Origin of the sequence: Streptomyces sp. NPDC090021 (assembly GCF_044748225.1) — a bacterium.
Taxonomy (GTDB): domain Bacteria; phylum Actinomycetota; class Actinomycetes; order Streptomycetales; family Streptomycetaceae; genus Streptomyces.
Window position 1 is genome coordinate 70,519 of the sequence record NZ_JBIVFO010000035.1, and the last position, 20,898, is coordinate 91,416.

A 20,898-nucleotide genomic window follows, 5' to 3' on the forward strand; every position below is an offset into this window, starting at 1 on the left:
TCACCCTTCTCGCGGCCGCAGCCCTGCTCGCGGCCGCCGTCGCCGGATGCGGCGGCCGGGCGGACACCACCGGGCCGTCGGCGGCCGGCTGCCCGGCCGTCCTGCAGGAGGCGCGGGAGGACGTGACGAAGGCCGAGAGCACCGACAGCGCGTGGACCGGCCCCACGACGGGCCCGGCCGCGGTCCCCGGCAAGAGCATCGTCTACGTCGCGCAGACCATGACCAATCCGGGCGTCGCGGGTGTCGCACAGGGGCTGCGGCGGGCCGCGAAGGCCATCGGCTGGGAGGTCCGGGTGATCGACGGGCAGGGCAGCCCGGCCGGGATCCAGGCGGCCCTGAGCCAGGCCGTCACCCTCAAGCCCTCGGGCATCGTCATCGGCGGGTTCGACCCCCGCCTGACCTCGCAGCAGGTGGCGCGGGCCCGGGCCGCCGGCATCCCGCTCATCGGCTGGCACGCGGTCGACGCCCCCGGCCCGAGCACGAACCCGCCGCTCTTCACCAACATCACCACGAAGGTGCAGGACGTGGCGAGGATCAGCGCGGACTGGGTCATCGCCCGGTCCGACGGCGGCGCCGGCGTCGTCCTCTTCACCGACGACTCGATCCCCTTCGCCCGGACGAAGGCCGACCTGATCGAGCGGCGGCTCGCCGACTGCCCCGGCGTGGAGCTCCTGGCGTCCGCGAACATCCCGATCCCGGACGCGAGCCGCCGCACCCCGCAGGAGGTCTCCTCCCTCCTGTCCCGCTTCGGAAAGAAGTGGACCCACTCGGTCGCCATCAACGACCTCTACTTCGCCGATGCCGCCCCGGCCCTGCGCGCCGCCGGGAAGCCCGGCGGCGGACCGCCCTCCAACATCGGTGCCGGCGACGGCGATCCGTCCGCCTTCCAGCGCATCAACAGCGGGCAGTACCAGGCCGCCACCGTCCCCGAACCGCTCGCACAGCAGGGCTGGCAGATCGCCGACGAGTTCAACCGGGCCTTCGCCGGCCGTCCCGCCAGCGGCTACGTCGCGCCCGTGCACGTCGTCACCGCCGACAACAGCGGCGGGGCCACCTCGTGGGACCCCCGGGGCTACCAGGAGGCGTACGAGAGGATCTGGCGCGGGTAGCGCCGGTCCGCGGGCCGGTCCGCGGGCCGGTCCGCTCAGGCCACCGGGCTGGCCTCGGCGCCTACCGGGGTCCGCCGCGGCGCCCGCGCCCGGTCCCGGCGGAAGACGATCTCGGCCATCCGCCGCTCCGGCCCGCGGCGGCGCAGGACCTGGTAGGCGACGAAGGCCGCCGGGCCGAAGAAGACCTGGGCGGGGACGATGCCGGGGGCGTCGCCGGTGGCGGCCGCGATCAGGTGCAGGGCGGCCACGGGCGCCACCGCCCCGAAGAGCAGCACGAGCGCGATCCCGGTCCGCAGCCCGGGCCTCCCGTAGGCCTTGTAGGCGGTGGTGGTGAAGAGGGCGTAGGCCAGCAGGTCGCCCATGCCGACAACGGCGCCGAGGTCCTCGCCGATGCGCAGGCCCGCGGCCGGTGCGTACGGATAGCCCTGGACCGCGTCGGCGAGTTGCTGGGTCAGCGGGACCACCCAGGCGAAGAAGGCGTCGTAGGCGGCGAGCGCGAGCAGGAACCAGGCCACGTTCTTCAGCCGCATGCCGCCCTGGACGTTGAGGTTCGTGGCGGAGACGACGACCAGGCCGACGACGCAGCTGTTCGCCACCCAGTACGGCGGCGCGGTCCCGCCGAAGGCCAGGTGGGTGACCAGCACGCTCGCGATCAGCGCGGTGATCAGCGCCCAGCGCAGCCGGCCGTGAGCGACGAGGGGCTGGTAGCCGACGGACAGTCCACCGGCGAAGACCAGGGCGAGCACGACGGGCAGGAAGGCGCCCGGCAGCGCGAGGTAGACGTAGGGCAGGGCGAGGACGAAGCCCATCATCATGAAGATGTCACGGCCGTTGAAGACGCCGACGGGCGGCCTGGCGGTGCGGACGGTGCGGAAGTACACGATGGTGCCGGCGACGACCGCGAGCGCGAGGGCCGCGGTGACCGCGAGCTGGAAGAAGACGCTCATGCGTGGCTCCGGGTGAAGGTGTGCTCCAGCAGGTCGCAGCGGAGGGGGAAGCGGCGCGCGGCTTCCTCGTCGTCGAGCGGCAGGACGGTGACGTGCGCGTCGATGCCCCGGGCCAGCAGCCGCCCGGTCACCTCGGCCGTGGTCGCGGTCCGCGAGGCGACCTCCACGTGGAGGCGGCCTTCGGGGCCGGTCTGCGCCCGGTGGCGCAGCGGCCACGGCATGCCCGGGGTGCCGTCGAGGGCCTCCACGATGTCGCGCGGGGTGACGGCCGAACCGGCGGTGCGCAGCAGGGTCCCCGCCTTGCCGAGGATCTGCGAGACGGCGGGCACGGCGGCCAGTTCGCAGTCCGGTTCGCCGTCCAGAGTGCGGACCACATCGCCGGTGTTGTACCGCAGGACCGGCATGCACTCCCGGTAGGGGTAGTACGGCGTGACGGTCAGTTCCCCGAGCTGTCCGGGGGCGACGGGCTCGCCCGTGTCCAGGCCGAGCACCTCGGTGTAGCCCATGTTGGGGTCGATGTGGAGGTGGTGTTTGCCGCAGGTGCGGCCGCCGACCGGCAGCAGTTCGGTCATGCCGAAGTTGTCGCCGACGGTCTCGGCGCCGAAGGTCTCGCGCAGGGCCCGTACCAGGGCGGGGGACACGATCTCGCCGCCCGCGTAGATCGACCGGAGGCCGAAGTCGCCCGGTCCGTATCCGCGCCGGCGGGCCGCGGTGAGCATCCGGGCCAGGTAGCTGGGGTTGCCGGTGAGCAGGGTGGGGCGGGTGCCGTTGCTGCCGAGCAGGTGCTCGACCGACTCCTCGGGCGGGACCTGACCGACCACGTGGCAGGAGGCGTTGACGAGCCGGCAGACCTCGACGTCCTCCTGTACGGCTGCCGTCGCCCGGGAGCTGAGGTTGATCTGCATCCGGTCGCCGGGGCGGATGTCGCCGCGGAGCACCACGGACAGGGCGATCAGCGCGGGCCAGAGTTCCATCTCGTAGCGGGAGAGCCACATCTGCACGGGGCGGCCGGTGGTGCCGGTCGTCTGGGTCGCGAGGTAGGGGGTGCTGCACAGGAAGTCGGCGGGGCGCTCGATCAGGTCGGCCTTGCGGGTCACCGGGATCCGGGTGAGCGTCTCGGTGGTCAGCCCGTCGAGGTCGATGCCGGCGAGCCGCTCCCGGTAGAAGGGCGAACGCCGGGCGAGTCTGCGCACGGTCCGCTGGAGCGCGCGGTTCTGCAGGTCGCGCCGCTCGTCCGGGTCGGCGAACGGTCCGTCGGCCAGTTCGTCGACGTCGTCGCCGAGCGAGCCGAACTCCTCCAGCGTGGCGAGGGCGTCGGCGACCAGCCGCTCCACGGCCCGTACGTTCAGTTTCCGGCCGAACACCATGGCCATCGCCACCCGGACCTGCCGGACACCGGTCTCCAGCACGCGTGCCTCCTCTCAGGCGGAAAGAAAAAAAGGGGGGTGGGGGCGACGCGCCGCCCCCACCCTCCGGATCTGCGTCAGCTGGCAGAGCAAGAACCGAAGAAGACGGCCGTCATGGCGCCCATGACGTACTTGAACTGCTTGGCGCTGGTCTTGATCGCGCTCATCGGATCCTCCTTGTGTCGCTCCTGGTGGACGCGTGTTCCGTGCCCGGTGAGGGGCCGGTCCGCGCATCCCTGGGTGACAACACCCTGGCGCGATCGCGGTGCCTCGGGCAATGATCGGGTCCGTTCAACGGACCGGCGGAAGCGGAGGGCGTCACCACCGTTCTCGCTGATGAGCCGGGACGAACGGGGAGTTACGGACACCATCCGACCGATGGGGTCCGTTACGGAAGGGGGACCGCTCATGGCCAGATCCGGCACTGAGGGGCGGGGTGTACTGGAGGGCGCGTTCGCCCTCATGGAGGTGCTCGCGCACGGCGACGAGGTGGGCCTGACCAGGCTCGCGGCGGACGCCGAGCTGCCGAAGGCGACGGCGCACCGGCTGCTCGGGCAACTGGTCGCGCTGGGTGCCGTACAGAGTTCCGCGGGCCGCTACCGGCTGGGCCCGAGGACGTTCCGGCTGGGGCAGGCATGGCATCCGGCGCGGGCGCTGCGGGCCGCGTCGGCGCGGCCCATGCGGGAACTCGCCTCCGCAGGGGGCGGGTTGAGCGTGAGCCTGTCGGTGCCCGAGGCGGGACACGCCGTCGTGGTCGGGAGTTCGCGCAGCGAGGTGGACCACGTCTTCCCGCTGCATCCGGGTGTCGTCCTGCCGCCCGGGAGTGCGGCGGAGCTGATCCTCACGGCGTCCACTCCCGGGGCGGGACCGCCGCAGGGGTGGTCACGGGCCGCCTGGTCGCGGGAGGCGGCGCGGGCCGGGGAGCAGGGCATGGCCTTCCAGTACGGGCAGTGCGTGAGCGCGCTGTCGTGCGTGGCGGCGCCGGTGTACTCCGAGGCGGGGCACGTGGTCGCGGCCGTGGCGGCGACCGCGCTGGACGGCCGGCAGATCGCCCTGCTGGGTGAGGCGGTGGTCCGTACGGCGTCGATGGTGAGCGCCAACCTGTCCAGGCTGCCGGCTCCCACGGCCCGGCCCCGCCGCGAGTGGGAGTCCGCCGGGGGCCCGGCCGACCGGCCCCCGCACGCCGTGATGGCCCGGCGGCCGTAGGTGTTCCGTCCCGGGAGGTTGTGGACGGGCGACGCAGGTCTCGGTTGAGGGGTCTTGGAATGGGCGAGGGCCTTCCGGTTCGGTGTGGACTGCGACAACCGCACCGGCGACCGGAAGGGCCCTCGCGCCCCACCGCAATGCACCCCTGACCAAGACCGGACGCCTGCCCCTGGCCCGCTGCGTGGTCTCTCGACCGGGCCACCCGGGCCGTCATCCGCCGCCACGACCTGACGCCTGTCCCACAAACGCGGTCAGGGGCCGGCCCACCGGGCCATGAAGCCCCAGGCCGTTCGCCATGGCGGGAGGTGCGCTGGCAGGGCCCCCTTCGCGGCGGGGGTGTTTCTCGGGCCGGCCTCCGGTGGCCGTTTTCGCAGGCCAGGACGGGGCAGTAGGGGCTCGATCAGGGCCCACTCGGCGTCGGCGGTGTCCGAGGGACAGCGGCGGCGGCGCATCATCGATGAAGCCGCTGACTCGGTGATCCGAACATGAATACTGGCCCGGAGAGGTTCCGGCCAATTGCTGCAGGTCAGGGTGCTGATGGTAGAGGCACGGGCAGCATCTGAGGTCACAGCCGGTCGGTAGGCCCGTGCCGGGGTGGTCGCCCCACCTTGCTCTTTGACAAGAGGTCACCGACGGTAAACAGGGCACAGCGGTACGAGAGCCCCTCCACGCCGTGGAGGGGCTCTCGTACCTGAGGAACTTGGTGCTCTCAGTGCATTCGCCGGGGCTCGGGCGTGCGCCATGGAACACCCCGCACGCGTCGGCCGTGTCCGCTGTCCTACGAAGCAGGTCCCGCGCCGCCGGCCACGTGGAAGCCGAGGGCGCCCGATGCGGCGATGGAGAGCTCCACCAGCGCCGCCCGCTCCACGGAGGGTACGGCGAACGCGTGCGCGCCCGCGAATTCGACGAACTCCGCCGGAAGGTCGAGGTTGTAGCGCTCGACGTACGCGGAGAGGTCCACCCGCCACACGAAGCGCCCGTCGGTCAGCAGGGACGAGCCGCCAGGCACCCGGAAAGCACCCCCGATCACGTCGGACGTCATCTCCATGATGTCGAAGATGGGATGCCCGTCATCGAGGTACTGCTTGACCTCGGCCTTCGGATAGGGGGCCCGGTCCCGCACCTTGTCGCCGATGGCCTCGCGGAAGACTTCGCCGTTCTCCGGGTCCATTTCCCGGTAGAAGCCGATCATATCCATCCGGTTCATCCTTCCAGCATGGGGAGGAACACCCTCCAGTAGCCGCCCTTGTCGATCTGTGGTGTTTGCCCGGGGCCGAGCGCCGGGTTGGTGCCGACGCGGTCCGTCGGCGCGCGCACCGTGGTTCCGAGTTCGTTCGCGATGCGCTGGGCGATCCAGGAACCGTCCGAGCCCGAGTGGCACACCATGAGCCGGAGAGGTCCGCCATTGTAGTGTGGATTGTTCGTCACGGCGTCCACCAGCTGACCGGCGTTGACGTGGCCGTTGGGGGTCTCCAGCCAGCCGTCCCGCCGGCCGAGCTCGTCGTACGCGTACGACACGGTGCGACCGTCGACGCTCTCGGACAGCAGCCGGCCGTGCCGGTCCCGTACGAACGTGATCGTGGCGTCGCCGTTCACGGCCTCCGCGAGCTGGTCGGAGAAGTCGTACGCGAACGTGCTGACGGCCCCGTCGGCGTCCTTGGAGACCAGGCGGTCGAGATCGTCCCACTCATAACGCAGGGTCCGGCCCAAGGCATCGGTCCGGGAGGTGATCCGGCCGACGGCATCGCGCTCATAGCTGAGCAGCCGGTCGTCGAAGTCCGTCTCGGAGACGAGGCGGCCGGCGCCGTCATACACGTAGTCCCAGGTCGCCCCCTGCGGGCTGCGCACCCGGGTGAGCCGGAGGTCGTGGTCGTAGGTGAACTCGTGGCGCACGCCGTCGTACCCAGTCCGGGCAGCCATGAGGTCGAAATGGGTGTACTCGAAGCGGGAGACCGCGCCCATCGCGTTCGTGTGGGTGAGGCAGTTGCCCTCGCCGTCGTACGTCCACGACTCCTCGCTGCCGTCCGCCAGGACGCGGCTGGCGGGCCGGCCCTCCGGCGTCCAACGGACCCGGGTCGTATGGCCGAGGGCGTCGGTCAGGGCGGTCGGGCGGCCGAACGCGTCCCGGGTTGTCCGTATCGTCGCCCCTAGCGGGTCGGTGACCGAGACGGGGAGTCCGGCCGCGTTGGTGGCGACGCGGGTCGTGTTCCCGAGGGCGTCGGTAATGCCGGTCAGCCGGCCAGCATCGTCGTACGTGTATCGGGTGGTGGCCCCGGAGGGGTCGGTGACGCTCGTACGGTTGCCGCGCGCGTCGTACTCCATGCGGATGCTCGTCCGGTCCGCATTGACCACCCGGATCGGGAGCCCGAGCGCGTTGTACTCTGCCGTCGCCTCGCGGCCGTCGGCGCGCACCGTCGCGATGAGCCGCCCCATCGCGTCGTACGTGTAGCGGTGGGTGCGGCCGAGAGCGTCGGTCCGGCTCAGCAGCCGGTTGTACCGGTCGCGTTCGAAGCGGGTGACCGCGCCGAGGGGATCGGTCTCCTCGACGATCTGGTGGGCGTCGTTGACGACGTAGCGGTGGACGGCCCCGGCGCGGGTGGTCGTGGTGGTGACGCGCAGGCCGGGCCCGGGGGCGGGTCCGTCGTAGTCGATGCGCAGTGCGACGTGCCCCTCGACACCGCCCTCGGCGACGCACCGGTCCAAGGCGTCGTAGACGTAGTCGTAGCGGCTGCCGTTGGTATCGGTCCACGACGTGATGCGGGTCAGCTCGTCGTAGGCGAAGCTCAGGGGCAGGCCGGAGGAGTTGGTGACGGAGGTGAGGTTCCCGTCGCCGTAGCCGTACCGCAGGATCTCCTGGTCCGTGCCGTCCTCGGCGGCGCCGGACAGGTGCAGGGCGGTGATCCTGCCGCCGCCGGTGGTGAGCTTCAGGTGGTAGCCGCCGTGGTGCACGATGGACGCCGGTGCGCCGGCCTCGTCGTACTCGAAGGCGATCCAGTTGCCGTTGCGGTCGTCGAGCTGGGCGAGGAGGGCCAGGTCCCCGTCCGGGCGCGTGGCGAAGTGCCGGGCCTGGCCGGTGTCCGTGACGGTGTAATCGCCCTGCACATCGCGATCGAGCGGCCAGCGTGGGCCGTGGCTCGGCAGGACCGGGAGCGGGGTGCGGGTAGGACAGGAGCATGCCGTCCTCGCAGACGAATACGACGCCCGCGGAGTCGATCTCGAGGCGCTGGTCCGCGGTGGAGGCCCAGGAGGGGCCGAACCAGCGTCCGGCCCGGTAGTCCGACGCGGCGCGGCGTCGGAAGACCAGCGGGAGCGTGCCGGGCAGGACGATGTCCGTCTGCGGCAGGAACATCGCCCCTGTCGCGAGGTCGATGGGGTCGGTGGCCCCGCTCTCGACGGCGTTCGGAGGACGGGAGGTCTTGGCGGCGTCCGCGTCGACCGACTTGCGGGCACCCGACTTCGCGAGGTCGTCCATGCCGGTGCGCATGCCGGCGCGGATGCCGCCGCGGAGCACGCCGGCGCCCTTGGTGCCGATGAGTTCGGGGACGAGGCGGCCGAGGAACTCAGCGGGGTCGCCCTTGGCGGCGTCCCAGGCGTTCTTCAGGGCGCGGTCGGGGTTGGCTGCGGTGGAGACGAGCCCGGCGAGGGTCATGTTGAGGTTCTTGTAGTACTCGGCCGGGTGGGTGATGTTGTACGGGTCCAGCGCGTTCACCGAGCGGACGAAGTTGACCAGCCCGGCGGCGCCTTTGACGATGCCGCCGCCGAAGTGCATCATCTCCACGCCCTGGCCGAAGGCGTAGTCGGCCAGTTCGAGCTTGGCCTTCTCCCGGCCTGTGGGCTCCTTGGGGGCGTGCGCCATCGCTGCGGTGACTGCCGCCTTGGCGGTGTCGGCGGCCTCCTTGCGGGCCTGGCGGGCGGCTTTGAGGATCTCCTGGGCGCGCTGGCGCTTCTCCTGGCTCGGGTCGGTGAATTCGGCGGGCCGGGGCAGAGGGTTGTCGCTGTTGCGGGCGTCGTTGTAGGCGTCGACCTTCTTGTTGTGGGCGTCGGCGGCGGTCTTGTAGTCCGCTTGCGCCTCCTTGTAGAGGTCGATCGCCTCGCGTGCCTTGCCCTGCGCAGTGGTGACGGCGCTCGCGTACGTCTCCAGGGCCTTGGCGGCGTTCTCGAAGGCGTCGGCGGCGTGCAGCCAGTCGGTGGGCAGGGTCTGGAAGTTCTCGCGGAAGCTGTTGGCGGCCTCGCCCTTCCAGTGCGCGGAGTCCAGCTTCTTCATGCCGGCGCCGACCAGGTCGAACGCGTTCTGGAAGTCGCGGAGGTTCTTGACCGACTCGGCGATCTTGGACGGGTTGCCGTGGATGAGTTCGTTGGGCTCCTCGGTCTGCCCGAGCTGCTGCTCGCCGACCTCGGCGCCGAGTGAGGACGCGGTTTCGTCGCCCCAGTCCTCGACACTGTCGGCCCAGTCCTCGGCGCCTACCTTCTCCAGGCCCCAGCCGACGGCGTCGGTGGTCTTGTCGATGCCCTGGCCGACGAGCTCCTTGCCCTTGTCGATGCCCTTGTCGACGAAGTCGATGCCCTTGCCCAGGTCGTCCCAGCTCACCATCAGCGCTCACCCCACCGCGGCTGTTCGGCCTGCTCAACGGCGCCTTGGGAGGGATCGAACGCATCGAGCATCTCCTGATCCACCCTGCCGCGCACCGACGGGTCGATCAGGCCGCTGCGCTGCATGGAATCCAGTTGTGCGTCCATGACGTCGTAGCCGGTGTCCTTCCAGGTCTGCTTGACCTCCTGGTGGGCCTGCGTAAACGATTCGGCGCTATAGTCCGGATTGTCGAACATCGTCTGCTTGCTGATTTTGTCCCAGCTCATCCGCTTGACCTCGTCCTCGGTCAGGTGCGGGTTCCCGTTGACCGAGTTCACCGCGATCTTGAACGAGTCCTTCACGTACTGCTCCTGCTCCGCGTACGCACCGGCCGACAGGCCCACGCCCCGTGCGAAGCCGTTCCCGCGGAGCGTCAGTGCCCGTACGCCCCACTCCCAGCGCTCGCAGAACGTCTTGAACTCCGCTGTCAGCCCGGCATCCCCCAACTCCAGCCCCGACAGGGCCAGCCCGGAGAAACCCCGGCCGGCCGTCGCCTGGCCGATCATGCCAAGGTCCTTCAGCTCGGAATGCGCCAGATTGATCCCGCTCGCGATCTCCGCCAGCGCCTGGGCCGGGGCCTCCAGGCCGGGTTCCCCACCACTCATCGCTCCCCCTCCAGGTCAACAGCGACCGCATCGGGCACGACACCGCGGACTGGCGGGAACAACATGCCACCCTCACTGCCCGCGTCCAGCGCGACCCCGCCGGGGCCCGGCAGCATAGGGCGCGCCGACAAGGGAAACTCCCTGGCCACGGTCGGTGTGACCGCCGTGGTGGTCGCATGTGGTCGCACGAGACTGGAGGTGTCGGCCATTCCTCCGCCTCTTGGAGGCGATCCTGATGCGTACCAGCGTCGGCCGCGGCCGTATCTACCGCCGCTGTGGCTGCAGGGACAACCATCACTAACAGCTCGGCGCACACTGCCCCCGCCTGGTCACCGACAGCGAGCACGGCACCTGGAGCTTCGCCGTCGATGTCCCCGGACCGTCGCCGGACGACGGTCCGTCGGGGTGGTTTCGTCAGCCAGGGCTCAGCCGAAGAAGCATTGCGGCGGTTCCTTGAGGGCGAGGCCAGCGGATACAGCGCGGACCCGAACGAGACCGTCACCGCCTACCTGAACGCCTGGCTCACGGCGAAAGCGCTCGTGCTGAAGCCGACGACGATGGCCCGGTACCGCGACTACGTCCGCAACGACCTCATCCCCGCGTTCGGCACCCTCAAGCTCGACCAGCTCGCCCACCGCCACATCTCGGCCTACGTCACCTGCCAGCTCGCCGCCGGCCGCAGCCGGACCACCCTCTACCGCTGCCTGGCCACCCTCTCCAGCGCCCTCGGCGACGCCGTCAGGCAGCACCGCCTGCCCCACAACCCGGCCCGTCCCCCAGTCCTGCGCCGCCCTCCGTCGCCGGAGCGACGGATCTGGACAACAGAAGAGGCCGCCCGCTTCCTCGCCCACTGCCACCGCGCCGACCCCGAGATGGCCGACCTGTTCGAGTTCCTCATCGGCACCGGCCTACGCAAGGGCGAAGCCCTCGGCCTCCACTGGGACGATGTCCACCTCGACCAGGGCGTCTTCTACGTGCGCTGCGCCCTCTCCGCCGTCGACAACAACCACCTCGTCATCACCACATCGAAGACCCGCTCCAGCCGAGGCTGGGTCGCCATCTCACCCCGTGTCGCCACCGCCCTCCGGCACCGCGCCCAAACGGTGCCTCGAAGGCGCGGCGATCCTGACGATCCGTTCGCCGGACTGGTGTTCTGCCGACCCGACGGCCGTCCGCTCGGCCCCCACCAGGTCCCCGACCGACTTCGCCGTCTCTCCGTCGAAGCTGGTGTCCCCAGGATCACGGTGCACGACCTGCGCCATCTGGCCGCCACGATCACCATCACCGCCGGTGTGCCGCTCACCGTGGTCTCCAAGACGCTGCGGCACTCCACCCTGTCGACGACCGCCAACCTCTACAGCCACCTCACCCAGCAGGCCGCCCGAGAAGCCGTCGACACCATCGATCACACCCTCACCGGAGCCGAGCAGGGCAGCCATCAAGCGAACCACGTGGCGTGGCTGCGACCACCATGGCTCCGGACGCACGAAAGGCCGCCTTCCCATTTCTGAGAAGACGGCCTCCGACCTGCATAAAGCAAAGTCGGGACGACAGGATTTGAACCTGCGACCCCTTGACCCCCAGTCAAGTGCGCTACCAAGCTGCGCCACGTCCCGATGCCCGCTGACCTGGGGTTTCCCCTGGCCGAACGCGCATGAGAACGATACCGCATTTCCACGGGTGGTCGCGCGCGCCTTTCCGCCACCGGTTCGCGTTCGGGTCAGCCGGCCCGGCCGGTCAGCTCCGGATGGGCCGCGGCCAGGCGCTTCGGCGCCGCCTGGCGCCAGGAGTCCGTGAGGATCGAGCGCAGCTCGGCCGTGTCCTGCACGGCCGCCAGGCGGACCCGGATCCACGCGTAGTTGTCGTCGTGGCCGGCTCGCAGGAAGAACTTCTCCGGTTCGGCCGCGATCAGCTCGGCCCGTTCCTCCTTGGGGCATTTCACCCCGATCGAGGTGTCGTCGTCGGCGAGCGCGGCGAAGATCTTCCCGCCGACCCGGAAGGTCGGCATGCCCCATGCCGGTTTCTCGGTGCTGTCCGGGAGGGACAGTGCGATCAGGCGGACGTCCTGCGCGGTGGTGGCCATCCCCGGGACTCCTCTGCGGACGTCGGCGCGTGTGGATGCTCGTCCGACCACCCTAAGGGCTGTCCCGTAATCCCCGGTGGATCAGCGCACGGCGTCAGATGCGGTGCATCGCAAGGCGGAGGAGCGTCCCCATACTGGGCGTATTCGGGCGTTCCGACAACGCAGCGAGGTGCCGTAGCTGGCGTCGTGCGCCCGCCGGGGATTGCGGGACAGCCCTTAGGTCCTGTCGTCGAAGGAGCGGCGGTAGGGCCGGCGGTGTCCGGTGCCGTGCGCCGCAGGGCGGAGGGGCGCCCGTACACGGGACGTACTCGGACAGAACCCCCCCCGCCACCGGCAGGCGGGCTCACGCGCGCCGGTCCTCCCGCTCGTGCAGCAGGGCCACCAGCTCCGCGGCCAGCTCCTTCGCGGTGGCGAGCCCCTCGGTCCCCCACCGCCGCGGCACCCCGTCCACCGCGCACACCGTGCCCAGGACGATGCCGCGCCGGTCGGTCAGCGGCGCCCCGAGGTAGGACCGGACCCCGCTCTCGTCCACCACCGCGTTGCCGGCGAACCGGGCGAAGTCCCGTACGTCCTCCAGCACCAACGCGCGCCTGCGGACCACCACGTGCGGGCAGTAGCCGTGGTCACGGGCCAGGACCCGGGCGGGGTAGCCGCTCTCGGGGGCGCCCGGCACGTGGTGCAGGCCCGCGAAGAACTGGCGTTCCTCGCCGACGAAGTTCACCCCCGCGTACGGGGCGCCGAGGACGTCCGCCACGCGTCGCGCGAAGGCGTCCAGTTCGCCGTCCACCCGCTCCCCCAGCCCCAGTTCGCGCAGCCGGACGGTCCGCGCGGGCGCCTCCCGGTCCACGGGCGTGAGCAGCAGGTGTCCGGTCGATTCGTAGTACAGCATCACGTTTCCCCCGACTCCGGTGACGATGGCGTTGATGTCGATGACGACGTACGGGCTGCGGACGTGCACAGCAGGTGACGGACCAGGGCGGCCAGCGTCACCGTCCCCGATTCGGCCAGGCGCGCGTCGCACCGTACGACGGGCACCTCGGGCGCCAGGCCGACCGCGTCCCGGACCTCGTCCGCCGTGTAGCGGTGGCCGCCGTCGAACTCGTTGACGGCGACGATGAAGCCGATCCCGCGCCGCTCGAAGAAGTCCACGGCCGGGAAGCAGTCCGCGAGGCGTCGGGTGTCCGCGAGCACCACGGCCCCGAGCGCGCCCGCGCACAGTTCCTCCCACAGGAACCAGAAGCGGTGCTGGCCGGGTGTTCCGAAGAGGTAGAGCACATGGCGGTCGTCCAGGGTGATCCGGCCGAAGTCGAGCGCGACGGTGGTCGTGGTCTTGGCCTCGACTCCGTGCAGCGGGTCGGCGCCCGCGCCGAGGTCGCTGAGCAGTTCCTCCGTGCTCAGTGGTTCGATCTCGCTCACCGCGCCCACGAAGGTGGTCTTGCCCGCGCCGAAGCCCCCCGCGACCAGGACCTTCAGCGTCGCGGGGGCGTCACAGCCGTCTGCGTAGGCCATCGAGCACCGCCATGAGGAGGGACTGGTCGTCGGCGGCGAACGATCCGCCGCCCGGGTAGCGGGGCGCCTGCGCCATGACGGCCCCGTATTCCATGAGGTCGGACAGCAGCACCTTGACCACCGCGGCGGGGAGCCGCAGCTGGCCCGCCAGCTCGGCGACGGTCAGCGCCGCGGCACCGGCGCACAACCGCAGGGCGAGGGTGTGCTCGGCACCGAGCGGGACGCGCGGGCGTACGCCGGTCGCGGTCATCCGCGACAGCAGGTCGAGCGCGATGCCCGGCCTGGTCCGGCCGCCGCTGGCGGTGTACGGGCGCATCACCCGCCCCGCCGAGTCGTCGACCCACGGTGTGTCCCGCCCCTTCCCGTACGCCCCCCTGCCGTGGGCCCTCATCGCTCCACGTTCGCGGCGGGCCGCCGGGGTGCGGCCGCGAGGTACGGGCGGACGCTCTTGACCAGCATGGCCATCTCGTAGCCGAGGACGCCGGCGTCGGCCTCCCGGTCGGCGAGGACGGCCAGGCAGGTGCCCGATCCGGCCGCCGAGACGAAGAGGAGCGCGGTGTCGAGCTCCACCACGACCTGCCGTACGTCGGCCCCGTCGCCGAAGCGGGCCCCGGCGCTGCGGCCGAGCGAGTAGAGCCCGGAGGCGAGGGCCGCCATGTGGTCGGCGCTGTCCGGATCCAGGCCGTGCACGCAGGTTACGAGCCCGTCCGCGGTGAGCAGTACGGCACTGCGGGTGTACGGGACGCGTTGGACCAGGCCGCTGAGGAGCCAGTCGAGATCCGAGAGCCGGCCGCCGGTCTTCGTCGCCACTTCGCCGCCCATGGTGGTGCGCTCCTTGCCGAGGTTGCTGGGGGTCATACCTGGTTCTCCGACTGCGCCTGGCCGAAGCCGCGCCGGAAGGCGGCCATGAGGCCGGGGTCGTGCACGGGCTGCTCGGCGTCCTCGGGACGCCGCGGGGCGGGGGCGTCGCGCAGCTGGGGCGCGAGGTGCTGCTGCGCCCGGCGCCGGGGCAACGTCGGCCGTTCCCCCGTCTGCTCCCCCGTCCGCGGCCCGCCGACGGGATCCGCCCGGGCCCCGTCCTCGGCCGCTCCCGCCTGCCCCACCGGCTCCCCGCCGGGAGCGGGCCAGTCCTCCGCCACCGGCCGGGCGGTCGCCGGCGAGGCGGTCGGCGCGGGGTGGGGTTCGGGGCGGGGGGCGGGGATCGTGGGGGTGTCCGCCTGGCGGGGCAGCGGCATGCGCGCCGGTTCCAGTGGCGGCGCCACCCGCGAGCCCCCGGCCGCGTCACCCGCGTCCGCCGCCCCCAGCAGTTCCTGCGGAAGCACCAGCACCGCGAGGACTCCGCCGTAGATGTTCGACTTGAGCTCGACGGCGATCCCGTGCCGGCGGGCCAGCGCCGAGACCACGTACAGGCCGATCCGGCCGTCCGCGAGCAGGGCCCGGACACTGACCTGGTCGGGGTCCGCGAGCAGGGCGTTCATCCGGTGCTGCTCCTCCGCCGGCATGCCCAGTCCCCGGTCCTCCACCTCGACCGCGATCCCGGCGGTGACCCGCTCGGCGCGCAGCACCACATCGGTGTCGGGGGCGGAGAACACGGTGGCGTTCTCCACGAGTTCGGCCAGCAGGTGCACCACGTCGGCGACGGCGTGGCCGCGTACGCTGCCGCCCGCCGGCGGCACGACCTTGACCCTCGTGTACTGCTCGACCTCCGCGACCGAGGAGCGGAGCACCTCGCTCAGGTCGATCGGCCGGGTCCACTGGCGGCGGGAGGCCGCGCCGCCCAGCACCGCGAGGTTCTCGGCGTGGCGGCGGATCCGGGTGGCCAGGTGGTCGACGTGGAAGAGGTCCCTGAGCAGGTCCGGGTCCTCGACCGTGTCCTCCAGGTCGTCCAGCAGCGAGATCTCGCGGTGGACCAGGGACTGGAGCCTGCGCGCGAGGTTGACGAAGACCTCGACCTTGCGCTCGCTGTCGGTCGGGGCGGCCGGCCCGGCCAGCCGTACGAGAGTGGTGTGGGCCTGCTCCCGGGCGCCGCGCAGTTCCTGGGAGAGCAGCCAGAACTCGTCCACGCCCGCCGGGTCGGCGCCGGTGAGCGGCGTGTTCGGCCCGCCGCGGACCGGCCGCTGCGGGGTCTCGCCCCGCTCCAGCCGGTCAGCGGCCGTACGCAGCTCCTGGCGCCCCCGCACGCTGGAGCGGCGCAGCGCCTCGCACCGGTCCCGGACGGCCTTGGCCGCACGCTGCGCGCCGAGCAGCGCCGCGGCGAGGGCGCCGGCCGCGAGCAGGGCGCAGCCCGCGAGCACCGGCCACAGCCGGGCGTCACGGTCGCCGGCGCCGCCGCCGAGCTGGAGGGTGAAGATCACCGCGGCCGCACCGCTGAGCGCGGCGGCCAGCGTGGGCAGGAGGGCGGCCCGTACCAACTGGGGGCGTAACTGCCGGCCGGGACCGGTGACGGTGTGTCTCGACGGGGCGTGGCGTGCGGCGCGGAGTCCGGACATCGGCGTCCTCGGTACGTGGGGCCCGGCCCCCGGCGTTCCCGGGGCCCGGTGTTGATCACCGAATACCCACGCTAGACCCCGCAATCCCGCCCCGGACCACGAGTCGGTGAACTTCGCCAGGGTGCTTCCCGCTCCCGATGGAGCGCTCGTACAGCAGCCCGAATGCGCCGGTCAGGCCGCTGCGGCCGCCCGGCGGCGCCCCGCCGGTCAGGCCGCTGTCCGGCCCGTTCGCTACGACCCGACGGCCTCCGGCTTCTCCTGTCCGCTCACTGCCGTCGCCGCCACGCGGGCCGCCGTCGCCGCCGCCCCGCCGGCCTCGTGCGGGGGCACGGCCACGGACCCGTCCACGGCTCCGCCGCCCGCCGTGGCCCCGGCCACGAACGGCCGCCACCACGGCTGGGCCGGCGCCCCCTCGGCCCCGGGCTCGAACGGCTGGCCCGGGATCGGCAGCGCGACGGCCGCTCCGGCCCCCTCGGCGGCGGCCAGGGTGCCCTCGCCCGGCTCGTCCCACGGGTGCAGGGCCAGGTTGAAGGTGCCCCAGTGGATCGGCAGCATCGTGCCGTGCGCGATGCCGCCCTGGAGGTCGAGGTGGGCGCGCATGCCCTCCGCGGGGGTCATGTGGATGTCGGGCCAGTACTCCGAGTAGGCCCCGATCTGGATCATCGTGGCGTCGAAGGGCCCGTGCGCGGCCCCGATCTCCGCGAAGCCGGGGAAGTAGCCGGTGTCACCGCTGTGGTAGATCCGGTGCTCGTCGCCCGCAACCACCCAGGAGGCCCACAGGGTGTGCTGCTGGTTGCGCAGGCCGCGGCCGCAGAAGTGCCGGGCGGGGGTCGCCGTCAGCGACAGGCCGCCGATCCGGGTGGTCTCGTTCCAGTCGAGCTCGCGCAGCCGGTCGGCCGCCACACCCCAGCGCTCCAGGTGCGCGCCGACGCCGAGCGGGACGGCGAAGAGCGTGTCCGTACCGGCCAGCGCCTTGATCGTCGGCAGATCGAGGTGGTCGTAGTGGTCGTGCGAGATGACCACGACATCGACCTCGCCGAGCGCGGCCAGCGGGACCGGCACCGGGTGCAGCCGCTTGGGGCCGGCGAACGGGAAGGGGGAGCACCGCTCGCCCCACACCGGGTCGAACAGCACCCGGTGCCCGTCGATCTCCGCGAGCACGCTGGAGTGCCCCATCCAGGTCAGGCGCAGACCGCCGGTGGGCGGCTTGGCCAGGTCGGCGAGGGTGGTGGGATGCACCGGGATCGCCGCGGCGGGACTGCGCCGGGCCCGCTGCTCACGGTGGAAGTAGATCTTCGCGAACTCGGTCATCGACCCCGAGGGCCTGTTCCGGGCTCCGACCGGGTTCTGGAAGACGCCGTCGGCGAAGTTCGGCGAGCGGCGGATCCGCTCCAGCCTGGCGCCGGACGGGTCCGCGCCGAAGGCTTCGGGCCGCAGGGCGCGCAGCCGCGGGCGGAGGGGACGGGAGCCGGTCAAAGCGCCTCCAGGGAGGGTGGGTCGGTGCGGTCGTGTCGCTACGACCATCCCAACGCACACCGGCCCCGAAGGATTCCGCCCGCCCCCTCCGCCCGCCCCTTCCGCCCGGCCCCTTCCGCCCGCGCGGCCGTCCGGCGGCTACAGCGGCAGCAGGTCCGGCCGCTTCGCCTCGACATGGTCGCCGGAGGATTCGCCGCGCAGGCGGCGGCCGATCCAGGGCACCAGGTACTCGCGGGCCCACTGGATGTTGTCGCGGGTCACGTCCACCGAGCCGCGCGGGCGCAGCCGCGGCCACGGCTGGTCGGGGTCGGCGGGCACGTCCAGTCCGAGGACCTGTGCGGCCCGCAGTGCGACGCGGGTGTGGCCCTCGGGTGAGAGGTGCAGCCGGTCCGCGTCCCAGGCGCGCCGGTCCTGTACGGACTTCAGCGACCAGAGGTCGAGCACGGGGCAGTCGTACCGGTCGGCGATGGCGCGCACGTGGGCGCTGTACGTCGCGACCTTGCCCCGGAGGTGCTTGAGGACGGGCACGCCCCGGGTGTCGAACCCGGTGGTGATCATGACCTGGCCGACGGCTCCGGTGAGGTCGGCGACGGCCGCCTCGAAGCGTTCCGCCACGTCGTCCGGGTCGCTGCCGGGCCGGATGATGTCGTTGCCGCCCGCGCAGAAGGTGACCAGGTCCGGGGCGAGGGCCTTGGCTCTCGGCACCTGGTCCGCCACGATCTGGTCGAGGAGCTTCCCGCGCACCGCGAGATTCGCATAACGGAAGTCGTGCTCTTCGCGCTGATCGGCCAGGAGCACGGCGAGCCGGTCCGCCCAGCCGAGAAAGGAATCTCCGGGCCCCGGGTCCCCCACGCCCTCGGTGAAGCTGTCCCCGATCGCCGCGTACGAGCCGATGGTCTTGAGTTTCGTCGTCGTCGCTGCCACGAGAACCCATCCTTCACTCCCGTAACCAACCTACGCCAACGTAATGAGGGGTTGACGGGCCGTGATCTATACCACGCGGGATGTAAGGAATAAGTACACGTGGGGCCGGGACCCCTCTCGGGTCCCGGCCCCACGTGTGTCGGTGCTTCGTCGGCGGGTGCTCTCAGAGGGAGGCGCCCTTCGCGCGGAGGTAGGCGATCGGGTCCATGTCCGATCCGTAGGACGGGCTCGTACGGATCTCGAAGTGCAGGTGCGGGCCGGTCGAATTGCCGGTGGAGCCGGAGAGGCCGATGCTCTGGCCGGCGGTGACGCTCTGGCCGGAGGAGACGGAGAGCTGGGACAGGTGGGCGTACTGGGAGTACATGCCGTCCGCGTGCCGGATGACGACCTCGTTGCCGTACGAGCCGCTCCAGCCCGCGGAGACCACGGTGCCCGCGCCGACGGCCTTGACACTGGTGCCCATGGGGGCGATGAAGTCGACGCCCGTGTGGTAGCCGGAGGACCACATGGCGCCGGCGACCTTGTACTGGGTGGAGACGCCACCGCTGACCGGGGCGACGAATCCGGAGGCGGCGGCCGGCCGGTCGGCGGGAGCCTCGGCCGGGGCCTCGGGGGCGGCGTTCCGCTGCGCCCGCGGGGCGGTGGCCCGCCCGGCCGGCTCGGACTCGGCCTTGGCGGCGATCTCGGGGGCGGTCTTCGGGGCGGCCTTCGGGGCGGCCTTCGGGGCAGCCTCGGAGGCGGTCCGCGGGGCGGGGACGGTGGCGACCGGGGCGGCCTCGCCACGACCGCCGAGGGTCAGCTTCAGCCCCGGGTGGATCAGCGACGGGTTGCCGCCGACCGCCTCGCGGTTCTGCTCGTACAGCCGCTGCCAGCCGCCGTCCAGGTCGTGCTCCGCAGCGATCACCGAGAGGCAGTCGCCGGGGACGACCGTGTAGACGGCCGGAGCGGCCTGCACGGCGGCCACGGCGACCGCGGGGGCCGCGGGGGCCGCCTGGAGCGCGGCGGGGACCTGCTGGGCCACGGCGGGGGCGACGGCAGGTGCGACCGCGGGCGCCGCCTGCGCGCCGGCGGCGACCGTCAGAGGCAGGGCGAGGGCCGCTCCACCGGTGCCTGCGACGGCGAATCCGCGGGAAGAGAAAAGGGACTTGGGGCGGCGGTGCTTACCCTTTGCAGGCATGGCGCATTCCTCTCCGGTGCCTGCGAGGTGAGCTGTCGGGTTCGGACTGGAGATGTCCGGCCGTACATGTACGGGACATGAACGACTTCACCCCGAGCTGTTCCGGAGAAAAGATCTCCGGTGCAGCGGCTTACCTGGTTCCCCCGCTCCTGCCGCGCGAAATGGTTCGGTTGCGGTTTCCGGGCGGCGGCAGGATTCGGCGATCCACCCGGATCGATCGCGAAGGTAATCCCTTGCAGCCACACCGAACAAGCCGCGAATTCCCTGACGGATTCACAGGTATGAGGGTGCGCCGGAATTCCGGTCACCCTCCGTCCATTCCACTGCGCCAACAGCCGCCCGGGCCGGGCCATTCGGCTTTGACGATCAGGCACTCACGGTCACCGTATGATCTGCCTCACGGGGACGTGCCCGATCTCGCCTCCGGATACGGCAAGTTGGCGCCAAGTAGCTCAATTCGGACAGACGCCCCACGAGAATGCGGAGGAGTTCCCGTGACCCAGCAGATACAGGAGCCGGAGCTGACCGGAGTGCGCAATTTCCGCGATGTGGGCGGATTGCCGACTTCTGACGGCCGAAGGGTCGCGACGGGACGACTCTTCCGAAGCGGACATCTCGCACATGCCACCGAAACCGATGCAGAGTTCCTCGCCTCGCTCGGCCTCCACACCATCTTCGACTTCCGCAACGGTGCCGACCACGCCCTGGAGGGTCCGGACGTCGAGCTGCCCGGCGTACGGAACGTCAACATCCCGCTGTCCGACCCGGCGGACGGCCGGGAGTTCTGGCGGCTGGTCCGCGACGGCGACCTCGACCAGCTCCGCTCGATCCTGGGCGACGGCCGGGCGGCTGCCCGGATGGCGAACTCCTACCGTGAGATCATCCGCACCCGCACCGCCGAGCACAGCCGGGTCGTCCACGCCCTCGCCGAGGACAGCGTGCCCGCCCTCATGCACTGCGCCGCCGGCAAGGACCGGGCCGGCCTCTCCGTCGCCGTCACCCTGCTCGCGCTGGGCGTCGAGCGGGAGGCGATCGTGGCGGACTACCTGGAGTCCAACGCCCCGCACCGCCGGTACCGGGTGCGTCGCAGCTCCGCCTCGGCCGAGGCCCGCTCGCCCGAGGTCATGGAACTGCTCGCGCCGCTCTTCGACGCCCGCGCCGAATACCTGATCGCAGCCTTCGACACCATCGACGAGGTCTGGGGCGGGGTGCGGCGCTACCTGGCGGAGGGGGGGGGGGGGGGGGCCCCCCCCCCCCCCCCCCCCCCCCCCCCCCCGGGGGGGGGGCGCGGGGGGGGGGGGGGCCCCCCCACCGCACACCACAACAAAAAAAGCCTG

The 20,898-nt window shown here is 72.0% G+C and carries 18 protein-coding genes, 1 tRNA gene, 3 pseudogenes and 1 riboswitch; of the genes and pseudogenes, 4 read left to right on the forward strand and 18 right to left on the reverse strand.

The window, feature by feature from the left end; genetic code table 11:
• The first annotated feature begins 23 nt into the window (after positions 1 to 23).
• The gene (locus tag ACIPXC_RS26025) at positions 24 to 1,109 is read left to right on the forward strand and encodes a substrate-binding domain-containing protein (RefSeq protein ID WP_401622880.1); all 1,086 of its coding nucleotides are present in this window, start codon (positions 24 to 26) and stop codon (positions 1,107 to 1,109) included.
• 35 nt (positions 1,110 to 1,144) lie between these two features.
• On the opposite strand, the gene ACIPXC_RS26030 is transcribed toward ACIPXC_RS26025, so the two are convergent.
• Positions 1,145 to 2,056: a hypothetical protein gene (locus ACIPXC_RS26030; protein ID WP_401622826.1), complete on the reverse strand. Its 912-nt coding sequence runs from the start codon at positions 2,054 to 2,056 to the stop codon at positions 1,145 to 1,147.
• Positions 2,053 to 3,465 carry a phenylacetate--CoA ligase family protein gene (locus ACIPXC_RS26035; protein WP_401622829.1) on the reverse strand — a complete coding sequence of 471 codons (1,413 nt, stop codon included), beginning with the start codon at positions 3,463 to 3,465 and terminating at the stop codon, positions 2,053 to 2,055. Before ACIPXC_RS26035 ends, ACIPXC_RS26030 begins: the two co-directional genes overlap by 4 nt.
• Positions 3,466 to 3,870: 405 nt before the next feature.
• Between ACIPXC_RS26035 and ACIPXC_RS26040 the strand changes: the two genes are divergently transcribed.
• The gene (locus tag ACIPXC_RS26040; protein ID WP_401622832.1) at positions 3,871 to 4,668 is read left to right on the forward strand and encodes a helix-turn-helix domain-containing protein; all 798 of its coding nucleotides are present in this window, start codon (positions 3,871 to 3,873) and stop codon (positions 4,666 to 4,668) included.
• 260 nt (positions 4,669 to 4,928) lie between these two features.
• Here the strand turns inward: ACIPXC_RS26040 and ACIPXC_RS26045 are convergent.
• The 6 genes and pseudogenes from ACIPXC_RS26045 to ACIPXC_RS26070 all read right to left on the reverse strand — a co-directional run.
• Positions 4,929 to 5,120: pseudogene (locus ACIPXC_RS26045) on the reverse strand (transposase); the annotation flags it as partial.
• 326 nt (positions 5,121 to 5,446) lie between these two features.
• Entirely contained in the window at positions 5,447 to 5,875 is a 429-nt protein-coding gene (locus ACIPXC_RS26050) for a hypothetical protein (RefSeq protein WP_401622834.1), read from the reverse strand.
• Positions 5,872 to 7,770, reverse strand: coding sequence for a hypothetical protein (locus tag ACIPXC_RS26055; protein WP_401622837.1), 1,899 nt, complete (start codon positions 7,768 to 7,770; stop codon positions 5,872 to 5,874). The genes ACIPXC_RS26050 and ACIPXC_RS26055 overlap by 4 nt, the downstream gene beginning before the upstream one ends.
• Positions 7,771 to 7,888: 118 nt before the next feature.
• A pseudogene (locus tag ACIPXC_RS26060) lies at positions 7,889 to 9,259 on the reverse strand (putative T7SS-secreted protein); the annotation flags it as partial.
• The gene (locus ACIPXC_RS26065) at positions 9,259 to 9,903 is read right to left on the reverse strand and encodes a hypothetical protein (RefSeq protein ID WP_401622840.1); all 645 of its coding nucleotides are present in this window, start codon (positions 9,901 to 9,903) and stop codon (positions 9,259 to 9,261) included. The pseudogene ACIPXC_RS26060 and the gene ACIPXC_RS26065, both read right to left, overlap by 1 nt.
• Positions 9,900 to 10,022, reverse strand: a pseudogene (locus ACIPXC_RS26070) (SseB family protein); the annotation flags it as partial. The gene ACIPXC_RS26065 and the pseudogene ACIPXC_RS26070, both read right to left, overlap by 4 nt.
• Positions 10,023 to 10,343: 321 nt before the next feature.
• Between ACIPXC_RS26070 and ACIPXC_RS26075 the strand changes: the two are divergent.
• Positions 10,344 to 11,414, forward strand: coding sequence for a tyrosine-type recombinase/integrase (locus ACIPXC_RS26075; protein ID WP_401622843.1), 1,071 nt, complete (start codon positions 10,344 to 10,346; stop codon positions 11,412 to 11,414).
• Positions 11,415 to 11,445: 31 nt separating this feature from the next.
• On the opposite strand, the gene ACIPXC_RS26080 is transcribed toward ACIPXC_RS26075, so the two are convergent.
• The 10 genes from ACIPXC_RS26080 to ACIPXC_RS26125 form a co-directional block, all read right to left on the reverse strand.
• Positions 11,446 to 11,519 (reverse strand) — tRNA-Pro (locus ACIPXC_RS26080).
• 104 nt (positions 11,520 to 11,623) lie between these two features.
• Positions 11,624 to 11,986: an MmcQ/YjbR family DNA-binding protein gene (locus tag ACIPXC_RS26085; protein ID WP_401622846.1), complete on the reverse strand. Its 363-nt coding sequence runs from the start codon at positions 11,984 to 11,986 to the stop codon at positions 11,624 to 11,626.
• A gap of 343 nt (positions 11,987 to 12,329) precedes the next feature.
• On the reverse strand, positions 12,330 to 12,875 hold the full coding sequence (locus ACIPXC_RS26090) for a GAF domain-containing protein (RefSeq protein WP_401622849.1): 546 nt from the start codon (positions 12,873 to 12,875) through the stop codon (positions 12,330 to 12,332).
• Positions 12,875 to 13,495 (reverse strand): GTP-binding protein, encoded by a 621-nt coding sequence (locus ACIPXC_RS26095; RefSeq protein WP_401622852.1) that lies wholly within the window; start codon positions 13,493 to 13,495, stop codon positions 12,875 to 12,877. The genes ACIPXC_RS26090 and ACIPXC_RS26095 overlap by 1 nt, the downstream gene beginning before the upstream one ends.
• Complete coding sequence (locus tag ACIPXC_RS26100; RefSeq protein WP_401622855.1) at positions 13,473 to 13,886, reverse strand: DUF742 domain-containing protein; 414 nt, start codon at positions 13,884 to 13,886, stop codon at positions 13,473 to 13,475. The genes ACIPXC_RS26095 and ACIPXC_RS26100 overlap by 23 nt, the downstream gene beginning before the upstream one ends.
• Positions 13,883 to 14,317: a roadblock/LC7 domain-containing protein gene (locus ACIPXC_RS26105; protein ID WP_401622883.1), complete on the reverse strand. Its 435-nt coding sequence runs from the start codon at positions 14,315 to 14,317 to the stop codon at positions 13,883 to 13,885. The genes ACIPXC_RS26100 and ACIPXC_RS26105 overlap by 4 nt, the downstream gene beginning before the upstream one ends.
• 32 nt (positions 14,318 to 14,349) lie before the next feature.
• Positions 14,350 to 15,984, reverse strand: coding sequence for an ATP-binding protein (locus ACIPXC_RS26110; RefSeq protein ID WP_401622858.1), 1,635 nt, complete (start codon positions 15,982 to 15,984; stop codon positions 14,350 to 14,352).
• A 231-nt stretch (positions 15,985 to 16,215) separates the two neighbouring features.
• The gene (locus tag ACIPXC_RS26115; RefSeq protein ID WP_401622862.1) at positions 16,216 to 17,460 is read right to left on the reverse strand and encodes an MBL fold metallo-hydrolase; all 1,245 of its coding nucleotides are present in this window, start codon (positions 17,458 to 17,460) and stop codon (positions 16,216 to 16,218) included.
• 138 nt (positions 17,461 to 17,598) lie between these two features.
• Positions 17,599 to 18,384 (reverse strand): SGNH/GDSL hydrolase family protein, encoded by a 786-nt coding sequence (locus ACIPXC_RS26120; RefSeq protein ID WP_401622865.1) that lies wholly within the window; start codon positions 18,382 to 18,384, stop codon positions 17,599 to 17,601.
• A gap of 163 nt (positions 18,385 to 18,547) precedes the next feature.
• Entirely contained in the window at positions 18,548 to 19,561 is a 1,014-nt protein-coding gene (locus ACIPXC_RS26125; protein ID WP_401622868.1) for a peptidoglycan DD-metalloendopeptidase family protein, read from the reverse strand.
• Positions 19,562 to 19,565: 4 nt separating this feature from the next.
• A riboswitch (cyclic di-AMP (ydaO/yuaA leader) is annotated at positions 19,566 to 19,773 on the reverse strand.
• Positions 19,774 to 20,055: 282 nt separating this feature from the next.
• Here ACIPXC_RS26125 and ACIPXC_RS26130 point away from each other — a divergent pair.
• On the forward strand, positions 20,056 to 20,898 hold an 843-nt coding region (locus ACIPXC_RS26130), incomplete at its 3' end, for a tyrosine-protein phosphatase (protein WP_401622871.1).

What these genes read in the sequence shown, in the direction of transcription:
- ACIPXC_RS26030 (WP_401622826.1), bottom strand. Translation starts at nt 2,056, where the DNA reads ATGAGCGTCTTCTTCCAGCTCGCGGTCACCGCGGCCCTCGCGCTCGCG.
- ACIPXC_RS26040 (WP_401622832.1), top strand. Translation starts at nt 3,871, where the DNA reads ATGGCCAGATCCGGCACTGAGGGGCGGGGTGTACTGGAGGGCGCGTTC.
- ACIPXC_RS26050 (WP_401622834.1), bottom strand. Translation starts at nt 5,875, where the DNA reads ATGAACCGGATGGATATGATCGGCTTCTACCGGGAAATGGACCCGGAG.
- ACIPXC_RS26065 (WP_401622840.1), bottom strand. Translation starts at nt 9,903, where the DNA reads ATGAGTGGTGGGGAACCCGGCCTGGAGGCCCCGGCCCAGGCGCTGGCG.
- ACIPXC_RS26085 (WP_401622846.1), bottom strand. Translation starts at nt 11,986, where the DNA reads ATGGCCACCACCGCGCAGGACGTCCGCCTGATCGCACTGTCCCTCCCG.
- ACIPXC_RS26090 (WP_401622849.1), bottom strand. Translation starts at nt 12,875, where the DNA reads ATGCTGTACTACGAATCGACCGGACACCTGCTGCTCACGCCCGTGGAC.
- ACIPXC_RS26095 (WP_401622852.1), bottom strand. Translation starts at nt 13,495, where the DNA reads ATGGCCTACGCAGACGGCTGTGACGCCCCCGCGACGCTGAAGGTCCTG.
- ACIPXC_RS26100 (WP_401622855.1), bottom strand. Translation starts at nt 13,886, where the DNA reads ATGAGGGCCCACGGCAGGGGGGCGTACGGGAAGGGGCGGGACACACCG.
- ACIPXC_RS26105 (WP_401622883.1), bottom strand. Translation starts at nt 14,317, where the DNA reads ATGGGCGGCGAAGTGGCGACGAAGACCGGCGGCCGGCTCTCGGATCTC.
- ACIPXC_RS26110 (WP_401622858.1), bottom strand. Translation starts at nt 15,984, where the DNA reads ATGTCCGGACTCCGCGCCGCACGCCACGCCCCGTCGAGACACACCGTC.
- ACIPXC_RS26125 (WP_401622868.1), bottom strand. Translation starts at nt 19,561, where the DNA reads ATGCCTGCAAAGGGTAAGCACCGCCGCCCCAAGTCCCTTTTCTCTTCC.